At 59.3% G+C, this 14,429-nt stretch carries 11 protein-coding genes and 1 pseudogene; 3 read left to right on the top strand and 9 right to left on the bottom strand.

Features of this window, described 5'->3' with window-relative positions; translation table 11 throughout:
- Window positions 1-54: 54 nt before the first annotated feature.
- Window positions 55-1,059, top strand: coding sequence for an L-arabinose ABC transporter permease AraH (gene araH, locus ACSQ83_RS33425; RefSeq protein WP_299717926.1), 1,005 nt, complete (start codon window positions 55-57; stop codon window positions 1,057-1,059).
- A gap of 1,043 nt (window positions 1,060-2,102) precedes the next feature.
- Here araH and ACSQ83_RS33430 read toward each other — a convergent pair.
- From ACSQ83_RS33430 to ACSQ83_RS33455, 6 genes are all read right to left on the bottom strand, one after another.
- Window positions 2,103-3,032: a Gfo/Idh/MocA family protein gene (locus tag ACSQ83_RS33430; RefSeq protein ID WP_414970156.1), complete on the bottom strand. Its 930-nt coding sequence runs from the start codon at window positions 3,030-3,032 to the stop codon at window positions 2,103-2,105.
- Between the two features lie 64 nt (window positions 3,033-3,096).
- Window positions 3,097-4,839, bottom strand: a complete 1,743-nt coding sequence (locus tag ACSQ83_RS33435; RefSeq protein ID WP_436231051.1) for an IlvD/Edd family dehydratase — start codon at window positions 4,837-4,839, stop codon at window positions 3,097-3,099.
- A gap of 176 nt (window positions 4,840-5,015) precedes the next feature.
- A complete protein-coding gene (gene yjfF / locus ACSQ83_RS33440; protein WP_436231052.1) occupies window positions 5,016-6,110 on the bottom strand; it encodes a galactofuranose ABC transporter, permease protein YjfF in 1,095 nt (364 codons plus the stop codon).
- Window positions 6,107-7,144: an ABC transporter permease gene (locus ACSQ83_RS33445; protein ID WP_436231053.1), complete on the bottom strand. Its 1,038-nt coding sequence runs from the start codon at window positions 7,142-7,144 to the stop codon at window positions 6,107-6,109. The genes yjfF and ACSQ83_RS33445 overlap by 4 nt, the downstream gene beginning before the upstream one ends.
- Window positions 7,141-8,655 carry a sugar ABC transporter ATP-binding protein gene (locus ACSQ83_RS33450; protein ID WP_436231054.1) on the bottom strand — a complete coding sequence of 505 codons (1,515 nt, stop codon included), beginning with the start codon at window positions 8,653-8,655 and terminating at the stop codon, window positions 7,141-7,143. Before ACSQ83_RS33450 ends, ACSQ83_RS33445 begins: the two co-directional genes overlap by 4 nt.
- 89 nt (window positions 8,656-8,744) lie before the next feature.
- On the bottom strand, window positions 8,745-9,710 hold the full coding sequence (locus tag ACSQ83_RS33455) for an ABC transporter substrate-binding protein (RefSeq protein ID WP_414954194.1): 966 nt from the start codon (window positions 9,708-9,710) through the stop codon (window positions 8,745-8,747).
- A gap of 178 nt (window positions 9,711-9,888) precedes the next feature.
- On the opposite strand from ACSQ83_RS33455, the pseudogene ACSQ83_RS33460 reads away from it, so the two are divergent.
- Window positions 9,889-10,839: pseudogene (locus ACSQ83_RS33460) on the top strand (SulP family inorganic anion transporter); the annotation flags it as partial.
- A gap of 3 nt (window positions 10,840-10,842) precedes the next feature.
- Here the strand turns inward: ACSQ83_RS33460 and ACSQ83_RS33465 are convergent.
- From ACSQ83_RS33465 to ACSQ83_RS33475, 3 genes are all read right to left on the bottom strand, one after another.
- The gene (locus ACSQ83_RS33465) at window positions 10,843-11,145 is read right to left on the bottom strand and encodes a DUF4148 domain-containing protein (protein WP_414954193.1); all 303 of its coding nucleotides are present in this window, start codon (window positions 11,143-11,145) and stop codon (window positions 10,843-10,845) included.
- Window positions 11,146-11,265: 120 nt separating this feature from the next.
- Window positions 11,266-11,688: an ACT domain-containing protein gene (locus ACSQ83_RS33470; protein WP_436231055.1), complete on the bottom strand. Its 423-nt coding sequence runs from the start codon at window positions 11,686-11,688 to the stop codon at window positions 11,266-11,268.
- 79 nt (window positions 11,689-11,767) lie between these two features.
- The gene (locus ACSQ83_RS33475) at window positions 11,768-13,225 is read right to left on the bottom strand and encodes an NCS1 family nucleobase:cation symporter-1 (RefSeq protein WP_414954191.1); all 1,458 of its coding nucleotides are present in this window, start codon (window positions 13,223-13,225) and stop codon (window positions 11,768-11,770) included.
- Window positions 13,226-13,493: 268 nt separating this feature from the next.
- Between ACSQ83_RS33475 and ACSQ83_RS33480 the strand changes: the two genes are divergently transcribed.
- Window positions 13,494-14,336, top strand: coding sequence for an EamA family transporter (locus ACSQ83_RS33480; protein ID WP_414954190.1), 843 nt, complete (start codon window positions 13,494-13,496; stop codon window positions 14,334-14,336).
- Window positions 14,337-14,429 lie beyond the last annotated feature (93 nt).

Consider the following 14,429-nt stretch of genomic DNA (forward strand, 5'->3'; position numbering starts at 1 on the left):
ACACCAGAGACTACCCGCGGCGCGTATCAGCGCGTGGCGAACGAAAGAGACATTATGCAAATCACTCCAGTCACCAATCAGTCGAATCCTGCCGAAAGCACGGGCGCTCGTGCGCGTGCCGCACGGACCTGGGACCTCATCAACAAGTCGGGCATCGTCATGGTGTTCGTGATCTTGTTCGCGACGTTGTCCTTTACCGTGCCGGATTTCATCAGCTCGCGCAACATCCAGGGCTTGCTGTTGTCGGTCACGCTGATCGGCTCCATTTCCGTCACCATGATGTTCGTGCTGGCGCTGGGTGAGGTGGATTTGTCGGTGGCGTCCATCGTGGCGTTTGCCGGGGTGGTGGCGTCGACGCTGATTACGAGCACGCATAGCGTGACGCTCGGCATAGCGGGCGGTGTGCTGGCAGGCGGCGCGGTCGGGCTGGTGAACGGCGTGTTGATTGCGCGCTGGAAGATCAATTCGCTGATCGTCACGCTGGCCATGATGGAAGTGGTGCGGGGGCTGGCTTACATCACGTCGAATGGCGACGCGGTGATGATTTCCGAAGAGCGTTTCTTCGATTTGGGTGGTGGTTCGTTTCTGGGGATCTCGTTTCCTATCTGGTCGAATATTGTTGGATTCGTGATATTCGGTTTCCTGTTGAAGAAGACGGTGTTCGGGAAGAATGTGCTGGCCGTTGGTGGCAATAGCGAAGCGGCGCTGCTGGCCGGGTTGCCGGTGATGCGCATCAAGATCACGGTGTTCGTGCTGCAGGGGCTTGTGACCGGGTTTGCGGGCGTCATGCTGGCATCGAGGATGAGTTTGGGCGACCCCAAGACTTCGGTCGGGCTGGAGTTGGGCGTGATTTCAGCGTGCGTGCTGGGCGGCGTTTCGCTGACGGGCGGCGTGGCTACTATTTCTGGCGTGCTGGTCGGGGTGTTGATCATGGGCTCGGTGCAGGACGCAATGAGTCTCATGAATGTACCGACGTTTTATCAGTATCTGATTCGCGGTGGGATTTTGCTGTTGGCCGTGCTGTTCGATCAGTATCGGAGGAGCAAACGAGTCGCTTGATTTTCGTTCGCACTTGGGGGGATTGGTGCCGGGATGCTAGGTTCTGGCGTTAGCGGTCGGGTTCAATGCCGGGTTGCACGGGATCTGCGTTAGCGGTCGGGGTCATTGCCGGGTTGCTGCTTTCCAGGTTTTTGCGGGTTCGGTGTTAGCTGATTTCTTTATCACTATTAGCCACTGCGCGTGGCGGCGCGTCATTTCTTTGTCCAAAGCGACAAAGAAACGAAGCAAAGAAAACGCTTTCACCGCTCTACCCTAAGTGTCCACAGCGTGCAGTTTCTATTCATGGGTGCCCCAAAAGCACGGTGCTCGCCAGAGCCACGGATGGTTGAAACCCTCCTTCTCGCGAATCCTGACAGTAAAACGCTTCGCCCCGTACGCTCTCGGGCTAGCACTAGCGACTGAACCCGCCCAAGGAGCACCCCGCGCTATCCGCGGAAAACCAATCACCGAATTTATATGCATGACGAACCACTTCGCCAACCAATAAGAAAATGGCCAGCCAAACACGTAAGGCCGTACCCCACGAAAACGTCCATGCGATTCACCAGCCAACTCACCAAAAATTGAAGCAATAAATGCACATCAATCTGTGATCCGCAACGCTGGACATGCGACCTCTTCGGCAAAGACTGTTCAACCAAGCTACCAAGACCGGCACCTCAAGTATGCGTGGCGCCGTACCGGTTCGTGGGGCTCCGGTGCTAGCCCGAGAGCGTACGGGGCGAAGCGTTTTACTGTCAGGATTCACGAGAAGGAGGGGTTCACACATCCTAAGCTCTTGCGAGCACCGTGCTTTTGGGGCACCCATGAAATGGAACTGCACGCTGTGGACACTTAGGGTAGAGCGGTGAAAGCGTTTTCTTTGCTTCGTTTCTTTTTCGCTTTGGAAAAAGAAATGACGCGCCGCCACGCGCAGTGGCTAATAGTGATAAAGAAAACAGCTAACGTAAAACCCGCGAAGACCTGGAAAGCAGCAACCCGGCATTGAACCCGCCCGCTACCCTCAGAACCTCCCCCCCCCGAGTGCGAACGAAAACCCCGTTCTATTCTTCAAACGCCTCAACCTCGTGCCGCCCCCCAAGCAACATCGCATCGGCGACATGCTGCAGCGGACTCACATCAACATCACTAGCCCCGGTCGAGATCAACTCGAAGAACCGATCATAAAGGCTCGGATATTCCCTCTCCGGTCCGATGTCCTTCACCTGTCCATCGATCTTCAAAAACTTCCCGCCCTGAGCCAGATGCAAGACACCATCGCGTGTAGTCACCTCGATCTGCCACAACTCTTGCGGACCAAATCGCCAATCAAATTCCGCGCGGATCGGCGTGCCAAGCGCGTCGCTGAAATCAAGATTCGCAGCAATCGGATTGTGTCGGTTCGCCGGAACAAACAACTCCGCCGACTTCAGGAAAAACGCATGCGGCAAGATCCGCGTGATGATCGATAAGGCATTAATACCCGGGTCAAACACACCCAGCCCACCCGGTTGCCAGATCCAGTCCTGACCCGGATGCCAGCGGCGCACATCCTCTTTCCACAAGACATTCACCGCCGTAATCTCTTTGCCGCCCAACCACGCACGCGCAGTTTCAACACCCGGCGCATGACGCGAATGCCACGACGCAAACAACGTGCATTGGTTTTGCCGCGCGAGTTCGGCGAGCACCGTCACTTCAGTCACGCTCGCGCCCGGTGGTTTCTCAAGCATCACATGTTTGCCTGCTTCAAGCGCCGCACGCGCCTGGGAGAAACGCACTTGCGGCGGCGCGCAGAGCGACACCGCTTGCATGAGCGGCTCGGCCGCCAGCATGTCCTCGACATTCTGGTAATTGTTGACCCCGTCAACCCGCGCGTTCCGGCTCGCGCCCGCAATGAGCTTGAACCGGGAGTTACCGGCAATAGCGGGTAAATGCTGATCGCGAGCGATCTTGCCGACACCGGCAATGCCTATCGCAACTTGCTCTGTCATGGTTAAACCTTAAAGAAAGCTTCGTTGATATGGTACGCAATCGTCGTGCATGCAACGCGCCGGATCAATGCGAATGCCTCGGCACATCGGCGCCCCGACATCCTACGAGAAAATCGAAGTCGCATCCCTGGTCCGCTTGCAGGACGTGATCCACGTACAGCTTTCTATACCCGCTTGTGTCCGCCGGCGCAACGGTTTGCACTTCGGCCCAATTAGCGAGACGCGTGGTGAGTTCCGCATCGCTGACATCAAGCTGCAGCTTTCCCGCAAGGCAGTCCAGCTCGATCCAGTCGCCTTCCTGCACGACCGCAAGCGGCCCGCCCGCACGCGCTTCGGGCGCCACATGCAGCACCACAGTGCCATACGCCGTGCCGCTCATTCGGGCATCGGAAATTCGCACCATGTCGGTCACGCCTTGCGCCAGCAGCTTGGGCGGCAAGCCCATGTTGCCGACTTCCGCCATGCCCGGATAACCCTTCGGTCCGCAGTTCTTCAACACGAGAACCGAGTCCGCGGCGACGTCGAGTTCGGGGTCGCCGATGCGGGCTTTGTAGTCATCAAAGTTTTCAAACACGACTGCGCGCCCGCGATGCTTGAGCAATGACGCCGTCGCTGCCGACGGTTTGACGACCGCGCCGTTGGGCGCGAGATTGCCGCGCACGATGCACAGGCCGCCATCGGCGACGAGAGGTTTGTCGAGTGGACGGATGACTTCTTCGTCGTAAATAGGCGCCTCTTTTGAGTTCTCCCATAACGAATGGCCGTTAGCCGTCAGCGCGTCAGGGTGGGGCAGCAAACCTGCTTCGCCCAGGCGCCGGATCACGCCGGGCAAACCGCCCGCGTAATAAAACTCCTCCATCAGGAAGCGCCCCGATGGTTGCAGATCAACGAGCGTCGGCGTGCCGCGACCAATGCGCGTCCAGTCATCGAGTTCAAGATTCACGCCGATGCGTCCCGCGATCGCCTTCAAATGAATTGCGGCATTCGTCGATCCGCCAATGGCCGCGTTCACGCGAATGGCGTTTTCAAAGGCCTCTTTCGTCAGGAGTTTCGAGAGCTTCAGGTCTTCCAGCGCCATCTCCACGATACGCATGCCCGACATATGCGCGAGCACGTAGCGCCGCGAATCCACGGCCGGAATGGCGGCGTTGTGCGGCAGCGTCACGCCGAGCGCTTCAGCCATGCAGGCCATCGTGGATGCCGTGCCCATGGTGTTGCACGTACCCGCCGAGCGCGACATGCCCGCTTCCGCCGACATGAATTCGTGCAGCGTGATCTTGCCGGCCTTCACCTGTTCGCTAAGCTGCCAGACCACCGTGCCCGAGCCGATATCGCGGCCATGATGCTTGCCGTTAAGCATCGGGCCACCGCTCACCGCGATGGCGGGCACGTCGCAACTTGCTGCGCCCATCAACAAGGCGGGCGTGGTTTTATCGCAGCCAACGAGCAGCACGACGGCATCGACGGGATTGCCGCGGATCGATTCCTCTACGTCCATGCTGGCGAGATTGCGCGTGAACATTGCGGTCGGGCGCAGGTTCGATTCGCCATTGGAGAACACGGGAAATTCGACCGGGAATCCGCCCGCTTCGAACACGCCGCGCTTCACATGTTCGGCAATCTTCCTGAAATGCGCATTGCAGGGCGTGAGTTCGGACCACGTATTACAAATGCCGATGAGCGGCTTGCCCTGGAATTCGTGATCGGGGATGCCCTGGTTTTTCATCCAGCTTCGGTACATGAAACCGTTCTTGTCGGCGCTTCCGAACCATTGGGCGGAGCGCAGCGGGCGTTTTGCGTCTGACATCGATTTTTCCTTAACCGTTGCTATGTGTTTGCTGATTCAATACTTCATTTGCCCGAACGCGCTTTGCGTTCAGGACCTTTTTTGTGATTGCGCTTTATGCGCTGACTATCCGTTTTATAGAACATGCAGAGCAGTCGTGCTGTCTTACATCTCTTACTGCTGTCCTTGGATCGCGTTTAACTCCGCGATCCGAGCGCGACGGGGTCGGCTTTATTCGCGGCATCGTGTTGCCGTGCCGCATCTCGCCGCTTGAACCTTGACCTCGCTCGTTCACCCGACGCGGTCCCATCCGATTTGCGCCGTGCCGCATGCCGTTCGATCACGCGCTGCAACAGGCAGAACGCGCACAGCAAGGCGCCGATAACGATGCGGGTCCACCACGAGCTCAGCGTGCCGTCGAACGTGATGAGCGTCTGGATGGTCCCGAGAATGCCGACGCCGAAGACCGATCCGATCACATAACCGACGCCACCCGTGAGCAAGGTTCCGCCAATGACCGTGGCGGCGATTGCATCGAGTTCCATGCCTTGTCCTTGCAAGCCGTAACCCGAAAGCACATACAGCGTGAACACCACGCCGCCCAGCGCCGAGCAGAAGCCGCTCAATGCATACACGCCAACTTTCGTGCGCGCCACGGGCAGCCCCATCAGCAATGCGGACCGTTCGTTGCCGCCGACTGCATAAACGTTGCGCCCGAAACGCGTGAAGTGCGCGACAAAGATGGCGCCTAATAGCGTGGCAATCGCGATCAGGCCGCCGGCGGTGAGCGATGCGCCGTGGATATCGATGTGAAAGCCCGACAGCGCGTGGAAGGCGGGATCGTTGATGGTGATCGACTGCGTCGTGATCAGGAAGCACGCGCCGCGCGCGAGGAACATGCCCGCCAGCGTGACAATGAACGGCTGCAGCTTGAAGAAGTGGATCAGCGCGCCCATCGCGGCGCCATACAACGCGCCAAGCATGAGGACGAGCGGCACGATGACCCATATTGGCCAGTGCAGATGTTCAGCGAATACAGCGCAGAGGATGGTCGTCAACGCGACGACCGATCCCACCGACAAGTCGATGCCGCCCGATACGATCACGAACGTCATGCCGATCGCGACGATCAGCAAGAAGGCGTTATCGACGAGCAGGCCGAGCAGTACTTGTAGCGAGAAAAATCCGGTGTACATCACGGAGCCGAAGCCGAACAGCGCGATGAACAACACAATAGTGACGACGATCGGCAGCGTACGCGGATCGACCAGGCGATCGAGAAGGTTCCTCATTTTGCAGCCTCGCTAAGGGGCTTTTTCATGGCGTAGGGAAGAGCACGTTTTAGTTGCCGCATGATGACCGTGCGGGCCGTGGCCGACTGGATCACGCTGACGACCAGCACGACCGCTGCCTTCACGACCAGTGTGGCTTCGGGCGGTACGCCGATTGAGTACGTGGTGTATGTCAGCGTCTGGATGATCAACGCGCCGAGCACGGTTCCCGCGAGGCTGAACTTCCCGCCGAGCAGTGATGTACCACCCAACGTGACGGCGAGAATGGCGTCGAGTTCTAGCAACAAGCCGGCGTTGTTGCCGTCGGCGCTGCGCACGTTGGAGCTGATCAGAATGCCTGCAATAGCCGCCGTTAATCCAGAGAAGGTATAGACCCCAAACACGATCGCGCTCGAGCGCAGTCCGACCAGTTTCGTGGCCACTGGATTAATACCGATCGCACGAATGAACATGCCGAGCGCGGTGCGATTCATGAGCAGCGCAGTTGCGGTTATCGCCCCAGCCGCGACCCACACAGAGCAGGGCATTCGCGCCAGATATCCGCCGCCCACCAAAAGATAACCCGGTGCGCCGATAGGGATAATCTGGCCGCCCGTAAGCAACTGCGCGACGCCGCGGCCGGCCACCATCAGGATCAACGTGGCGATGATCGGCTGCATGCCGACGAACGCCACCAGCACGCCATTCCACATGCCGGCGAGCACGCCCACTGCGAGCGCGGCAACGAGCGCTTCGCTGACCTGCGAAGGATTGTCGGCGAGGATGCTGGCGGCTGCCGCACCGGCAATCGCAACGACCGCACCGACGGAGATATCAATCCCGCGTGTTGCAATCACGAGTGTCATGCCGAGCGAGACGAGCACGAGCGGTGCGGCACGATTCAGGATGTCGATAGGCGCACCAAACCAGTGGCCGTCGAGCACGGTGATTGAGAGGAAGTGCGCGTTCTGGCTCAGGTCGAGCAGGATCAGCAGCACGAGCGTGAGGACCGGCCAGACGAGAGGATTCTGCAAAGCGGCTTTAAGGCGGTTCATCGGCTGCCTCCCGCAATGAGTCTGTACACCTGGTCTTCCGACGCTGCGTGTCCCTCGACCTCCGCCACTTTGCGCCGGTCGCGCAGCACGGCGATCCGATGACTCACGCGCACGACCTCGCTCACTTCCGACGAGATGAAAACAATGGCAAGCCCCTTTGCACAGAGTGCCAGCACGCGATCCATGATTTCGAATTTGGCCGCGACGTCGATGCCGCGCGTGGGTTCATCGAGGATCAACATCCTGGGTTCTGTCGCGAGCCAGCGCGCGAGCAGGACCTTCTGCTGGTTGCCGCCCGACAAAAGTCCAATGGGCTGTTCTGCATCGGGCGCCTTGATGCCCAGGCGCTCGATATAGTCATCGGCTATCTGGCGCTGTTTCGCCCGGCTGATTGCCCGCCACCAGCCACGTTGCACTTGCAGCGCCAGAATGATGTTCTCGCGTATGGAAAGATCCGCGACAATGCCTTCCTTCTTCCGGTCCTCCGGGCAATATCCTATGCCGCGACGCACTGCATCGCGAGGAGAACGAAGCTTTACCGCCTTGCCGTCGATAGACATCGCGCCCGCATCCGCCCGTTCCGCGCCGAACAGCAACCGCGCGGTTTCGGTGCGGCCTGAACCGAGCAGGCCGGCGAGTCCGAGGATCTGACCGGGCTGTACATCAATATCAACAGGATTCATCACGCCACGCCGGCCGATGCCGCGCATTTCGAAAAATGACGGCACGGCAGTTTTCGGCGCGGGTGGTTCGTCGGCAGCACGCTTGAGGCGTTCGGTCATCCGTTCGTGGCCCACCATCTTCGAAACGAGCAGTTCGACTGGTAAATCGCGGGCAAGATATTCGCCTTCGCGCTCGCCATTACGCATGACCGTGATGCGGTCCGATATTGCATAGGTCTGCTCTAGAAAGTGCGTGACGAACAGGATCGCCATGCCCGACTGCTTGAGCGAACGCAACACGTCGAAGAGTCTGGCGACTTCACCATCGTCAAGGCTCGAGGTGGGTTCATCGAGGATCAGAACGCGCGCATCCACCGACACCGCGCGCGCGATGGCCACCATCTGCTGCACGGCGATGGGATAGGTATCGAGTGATTTGGTCACGTCCAGGAAGACGTTCAGGTCCGCAAGCGCCGCTTCGGCCCGCGCATGAATGGTCTTCCAGTCGATAGCACCACGCCGCTTCGGTTGCCGTCCCGCGAATACGTTTTCAGCGACAGACAAATTCGGGCAGAGGTTCACTTCCTGATAAAGCGTCCTGATTCCAGCGGCTTCCGCGTGAAGCGGCGTCGCGAAATTGACGGCTTCGCCACCGAGCCGTATCTCGCCTGCATCGTGTGTGTGGACGCCGGTGAGTACGTTGATGAGCGTCGATTTACCGGCGCCGTTCTGGCCCATCAAGGTATGGATTTCGCCGGGATACAAGCTGAAATCCACGTTCTGCAACGCCTTGACACCCGGGAACGACTTGGAGATGCCAATGGTTTCAAGAATAGGCGAGCCGGTCATGAACGAGGCCGTAAAAGGGGATTGAAAACGGGCGCTGCGAGTCCGCCGTTACAGCCGGACTCGCGGATGTTCTCCGTAACCGCTGCGGCCTAATACTTACGCTGCGGCAGGACTTGCGCGGCCACGCTCATCGGGAAAATGGTTTCCTCGGTCACGATGCGCTTCGGCAAGGTCTTGCCCGCCTTCACGTCCTTCACGGCCGTCATGAGTTGCGGCCCAAGCAACGGACTGCATTCCACGTCGACGTTGATCTTGCCCGCGACCATGGCTTCAAAGCCGCCCTTGGTGGCGTCGAACGAGACTACGGTCACGTCCTTGCCGGGCTTGATGCCGGCTTCTTCCATCGCCTGGATTGCACCGAGCGCCATGTCGTCGTTATGGGCGTAGACCACGTTGATCTGCTTGCCGTAGGTCTTGATGAAGGCTTCCATGACCTGCTTGCCGCCGGCGAGCGTGAAGTCGCCGCTTTGCGAAGCGATGACCTTGAACTTCGGATCGTTCTTGATCACTTCGAGCAATCCGGCGCGACGATCGTTGGCCGGTGCCGAGCCAACCGTGCCCTGCAATTCGGCAATGTTGATCGGACCTGCATCGTTCTTATAGTGATCTTCAAGCCATTTGCCTCCACGACGGCCTTCTTCGAGGAAGTCCGAGCCGATCATGGTCACGTACAGCGACGTGTCTTTTACATCGATATTGCGGTCAGTGAGAATCACCGGGATCTTGGCGTTTTTCGCTTCGATCAATACCGGCTCCCAGCCGGATTCCACGACGGGAGAGAACGCGATCACATCGACTTTCTGCGCAATATACGAGCGGATCGCCTTGATCTGGTTTTCCTGCTTTTGCTGCGCATCGGAGAATTTCAGATTGACGCCGGCGTCTTTAGCCGCGCTTTTGACCGAAACGGTATTCGCGGTGCGCCAGGCGCTTTCCGCGCCGACCTGGGAGAAGCCCAGGGTGATCTTGTCATCGGCGTGGGCGGTCAGGCTTGCGCCCAGCAATAGGGCAGAACCAAGCAGCGCACCAATGGCTGCGCGTCGAGCATGTTTCATGGTTGTCTCCGATTTAGTTGTGTTTGTGTTCGGTACTGCCGCGCTTGATGCACTCGGTGCGTCCAATGATTTTGCGCGGTCATCTGATTAGGGACGTACCGGGATGAAGCGTAGCGCCGGGGTTCATGGCGGTCCAATCAGTTATTCGGTGTTTGCGATACCAGAATTGATATGAAAGGTGCCGCCGGCACTGGTTGCCATCGTGAGCGTCGGCATGCTCAGCCATCTCACGCATCTGCCCACCCGGACTTTGGCCGACATGGCGCATATTGCAGGCGCCTTTCCAAGCTTTCATCTGCCGCGGATACCGGTCGACTTCGAGACTTTTCGGATTATCTTTCCCTACGCGCTGCTCATGGCAATAGTGGGTTTGCTGGAAACATTGCTCACTTTCAATCTCACCGATGAGATCACCGAGACCAGTGGCCAGCCTAATCGCGAATGTCTCGCACTCGGCGTTTCAAATGTCGTGTCGGGTTTGTTCGGCGGCATGGGCGGTTGCGCGATGATCGGTCAAACCATGATCAACCTGAGTTCCGGAGGACGCAGCCGCCTGTCAGGCGCGACGAGCGGCATCATGATCCTGCTCTTCATCCTCTTGCTGTCGCCGCTCATCGAACGGATCCCCTTGGCCGCGCTGGTCGGCGTGACGTTCGTTGTCGCGCAACAAACCTTCGCATGGGGATCGCTTCGAGTGCTGGGTAAAGTGCCCCGCAACGACGCGCTGGTGATCATCGCCGTGACGGTCATCACTGTTTTTACCGACCTGGCCATTGCCGTGTTGTGCGGCATCGTCATCGCCGCATTGAACTTCGCCTGGCAGCATGCCCGCGAAATCCGCGCCGAGGTTAAAAGCAACGATGAAGGTGCGCGGACCTATGTCTTGCACGGCACGTTGTTTTTCGCGTCGACCGCAAATTTCCAGGGCCTGTTCCAGCCCCAGACCGGTGCGGAAGAGGTCATCGTCGATTGCCAGCATTTGCACGTGGCTGACCACTCCGCGATTGTCGCTTTCGAAACGCTGAGGGACCGCTATCAAAAGGCCGGAAGGCGTTTACGATTTGCGAACCTGTCGACGCGTAATCAACATATTCTTGAACGCGCCGGCGTTTCACTCGCCAACGTCTGAGGCCTAGGTTTGCGGGCACTCGGTCGCGTACCAGATATCGACCTGATGCTGGGCGGCCTCAAGATCGGCCGGATAGTAAGGATCAAAAAACCATCCCGGGTGGTAGCCCGCTTTCTCCAGGGCCGCCAATTCGCTCATGTTGCGCTCATGGGTGACGGGCGCCTTGTTCCTGATGGCAGTCAGGTCGCGGCATTCCATGGCGCTAAGGTGCGTCCCCGTGCCCGCCTGCATGCCCCCGGTGGCGCATGCAGCGAGCAGGACCGCTAACGCGGGGATTATTAGCCAAGCTTTGATTGCGTTCTTCATTTCGAATTTCCCTCCGATGAAGAAGTAACGCTTAGCACGCATGGTTTATTCCCGGGCGTTAACCGGGTGTCGCGTCGAGGGGTTCCGCGGCCGTTTGAGGTTGCGCGAAGGTTTTAAGCGTCAAGCCCTCTGCAAAACGTCCACGGCTTTTTCGGCGTCGTCCAGGGAATCGATCGCGAGATACGCAATGAACTGTGTGCCAAGCACGGCGGCGGACACGCCGCGCAGGTTGATCCCTTCATCGGCCAGCATCTGGGCCAGTTGCGCGATGATTCCCAACCGGTCCAGACCCATTACGCGGACGGAGTGAAGACTCGATGTGATGCTGAACCCTGCCTGTGTCGCGGCGCGGATTTCTCTCTCGCCCTGCAGCGGCGCGATAAACACAACGCCCTTGCCCGGAGTCTCCGGCGTGCGTCGGGCGACGACAAACTGCACGTCCACGGCAGCATCGCGTAAAGCGCTTAATACTTGCGCGAGTCCACCCGCTTTGTCGTCGATAGTCGCTGCCCAGACATCGATACGTTCTACGTTCAGTTCCATGGCAATCCCTCCCGCCTGATGTCCCGCTCAATAAAATCTACTTCACCGACTGCACGCAAGCAAGGCCGGCGGCGAATCATCAGGCACGTGTCGGTGCGATCGCAGCGCGCGGCCGCAGCGTTGCCATGATCAAATAAACGCCGCCGCCGATCAGCACGCCGAAGAACCAGCCATAGGTATTCCACCAGACCGGCAGCAGGTTGGTGAAGTTGGGCAGGAAGGTCGAAAACACGCTGCCGGCCGCCGCCGAGACCAGCGCGTTGACGTTCCAGCCGCCTTCGTATCGATACTCCCCGTGTTCCTGGTAGAGCGCCGCGACGTTGACGTTGCCCTTGGCCACCAAGTAGTAGTCCACCAGGATGATCCCCAGCAGCGGGCCCATCGTGGCGCCTATGGCGTTGACGAAGTGCGCTGCATTGCCTTCCCACGGCGCGAACGGATAGAGCACCAGTGCGATGGCCGCAGCAATGTACCCACCCTTCTTGAAGCTGATCTGCTTGGGGAAAACGTTGGAGATGTCGAACGCGGCCGAGACGAAATTGGCCACCACGTTAATCCCCAGCGTGGCGACGGCGAAGGTTAGCGCCGCGATGAGCGCCAGCACCCAGCTGTCGAACTTGGCCGAGATCTGTTCGGGATGCAGCAGCACTTCGCCGTACACCTTGAAGGCCGCAATGGTGGTCACGCCGGCAACCAGCGAGAACGCGATCAGGTTGACCGGCAGGCCCCACAGGTTGCCCTTTTTCACTGCGCTGCGGTTTTTCGCGTAACGCGAGAAGTCGCAGAAGTTCAGGTACAGCGCCGCAAAATAGGTGATCCAGGTGGCGCCCACTGCCATCAACGCCCAGAACGATCCGGGCTCGCCGCTGACGCCGGCGTCCTTGGTTTTATCGAGCAGAACGTCCATTGGAATGCCACTGCTGAACGAGAAGCCACCGGCCTTGACGCACAGGCCGATAGCCAGGAGCAGCATGGCGATCCATACCGCCGGGCCCGCCCAGTCCTGGAATTTGCGCACCGTCTCCATGCCCTTCTGGATGATGAGCAACTGCAGCGCCCAGATCACCACGTAGCAAATCACCTCCAGCCCCGAGTGGCCCAGGAATTGAGTGCCTTTGTGGAACGCCATCATGCTGTCGCTGCGGATGAGCAGCGCGACCATCGCACTCGCCGCCGCTGCCGTCTGCGCGCCATACCAGAAGCAGGCCACCACGGCGCGCACCAGCGCCGCCAGGTTGGCTCCCCATACGCCGAAGGAAGCGCGCGCCAGCACGGGGTAGGGCACACCGGTCTTCTCGCCGGCGAAGCCGATCAGATTCATCAACGCGAAGATCACCAGCGAGCCGATCCCGATCGCGAGCACGAAGTTGATAAAGCTGCCGCACAGGAGGAAGAGGCTGGCGGCGAGGTAGTAACCCCAGAGACTGTGAACGTCCGACGTCCAGACGTTGAAGATGCTGAAGGCACCCCAGTTGCGCTCGCGGGCAGGTGCGAGATCTTCGTTGTAAAGGCCAGGGGACGGGTCGCGGATTTCCATTTGTCATCTCCTTTCAGTTCGTGGAACTGCGGAAACACCGCCAGACGCCCCTACGCAGAAACGCCCCCGCGCACGAAGCTAACTGGTATGCAAGAACTGTAGATACTTTGCCGCACAGTTTCGAATGGGTTTACCCCTGATCGGGATTTCGCCGGCAAATGACACGGGTAATTCGGTTTAGATTATTTAACTCGAAAGGTCAAATTATCTGGTTTGTTAGCGGACGCCAAGATAGATATCCTTGTTCTTTTGCCGCGCCCAAACCTGAATGCTTAGTTATACCGGTGGTTTCGTACTCCTTGCCGCCGTGCTCCACGCGAGCTGGAACGCGCTGCTGCACGGCAACCGCGACCGCTTCCTGTCCATGACGTGGATGAGCATCGCCATCGCGGGAGTCTCCTCGCTCGTCGTCGTGTTCGCGCCGTGGCCGGCCAAGGCGGCGTGGCCGTATATCGTCGCATCGGGGCTTGTGCACATTGTCTATAACGTGAGCCTCGTGCGCTCGTATCGACGCAACGATCTGGCGCAGGCTTATCCGATCGCACGCGGTTCGTCGCCGTTGCTCGTCACACTCGGCGCCGCGCTTTTCGCGCATGAGTCGATCGGCCCGTTGCACGCGTTCGGCATCGTCATGATCTCGGGCGGCATTCTCGCGCTCGCGCTGGAGGGGAGTCATGTGTCGCGCGCGGGCGTGCTGGCCGCCGTGACGACGGGCGTGACGATCGCGCTTTATACGGTGATCGATGGCATCGGCGTGCGGTCGTCTGGCGGGCAGGCGCTCGCCTACACCGCGTGGATGTTCCTGTTCTATTGGCTGATGCCGGTGTTGTTCGTCGCCATGCGCGGTCCCGGGGCGATTTGGAAACCGGTGCGGAAAGCGCCGATGACACTTGGCTCGTCGCTTGCTGGCGGACTGGTATCGATCGCGGCATACGGCATTGTGATCTGGGCGATGCAGTCGGGCGCAATGGGCGCGGTGTCGGCGTTGCGCGAAACCAGCGTGGTGTTCGCCGTGTTGATCGGACGGATGTTCCTGCGTGAACAAGTCAGTGGAAAGCGCTGGATTGCGTGCGTGATTGTGGCGGCGGGCGCGGTTTGTCTGGGCGTTTGATATCGCTTGAAACGCGCAGTGTGTGATTTTTGCGTAATCTAAGCAGACACTCGATTGCCTGATCGATCTCACGCGAAGGATGACTTCATGCTA

It is taken from the genome of Caballeronia sp. LjRoot29 (genome assembly GCF_964252755.1).
GTDB lineage: Bacteria > Pseudomonadota > Gammaproteobacteria > Burkholderiales > Burkholderiaceae > Caballeronia.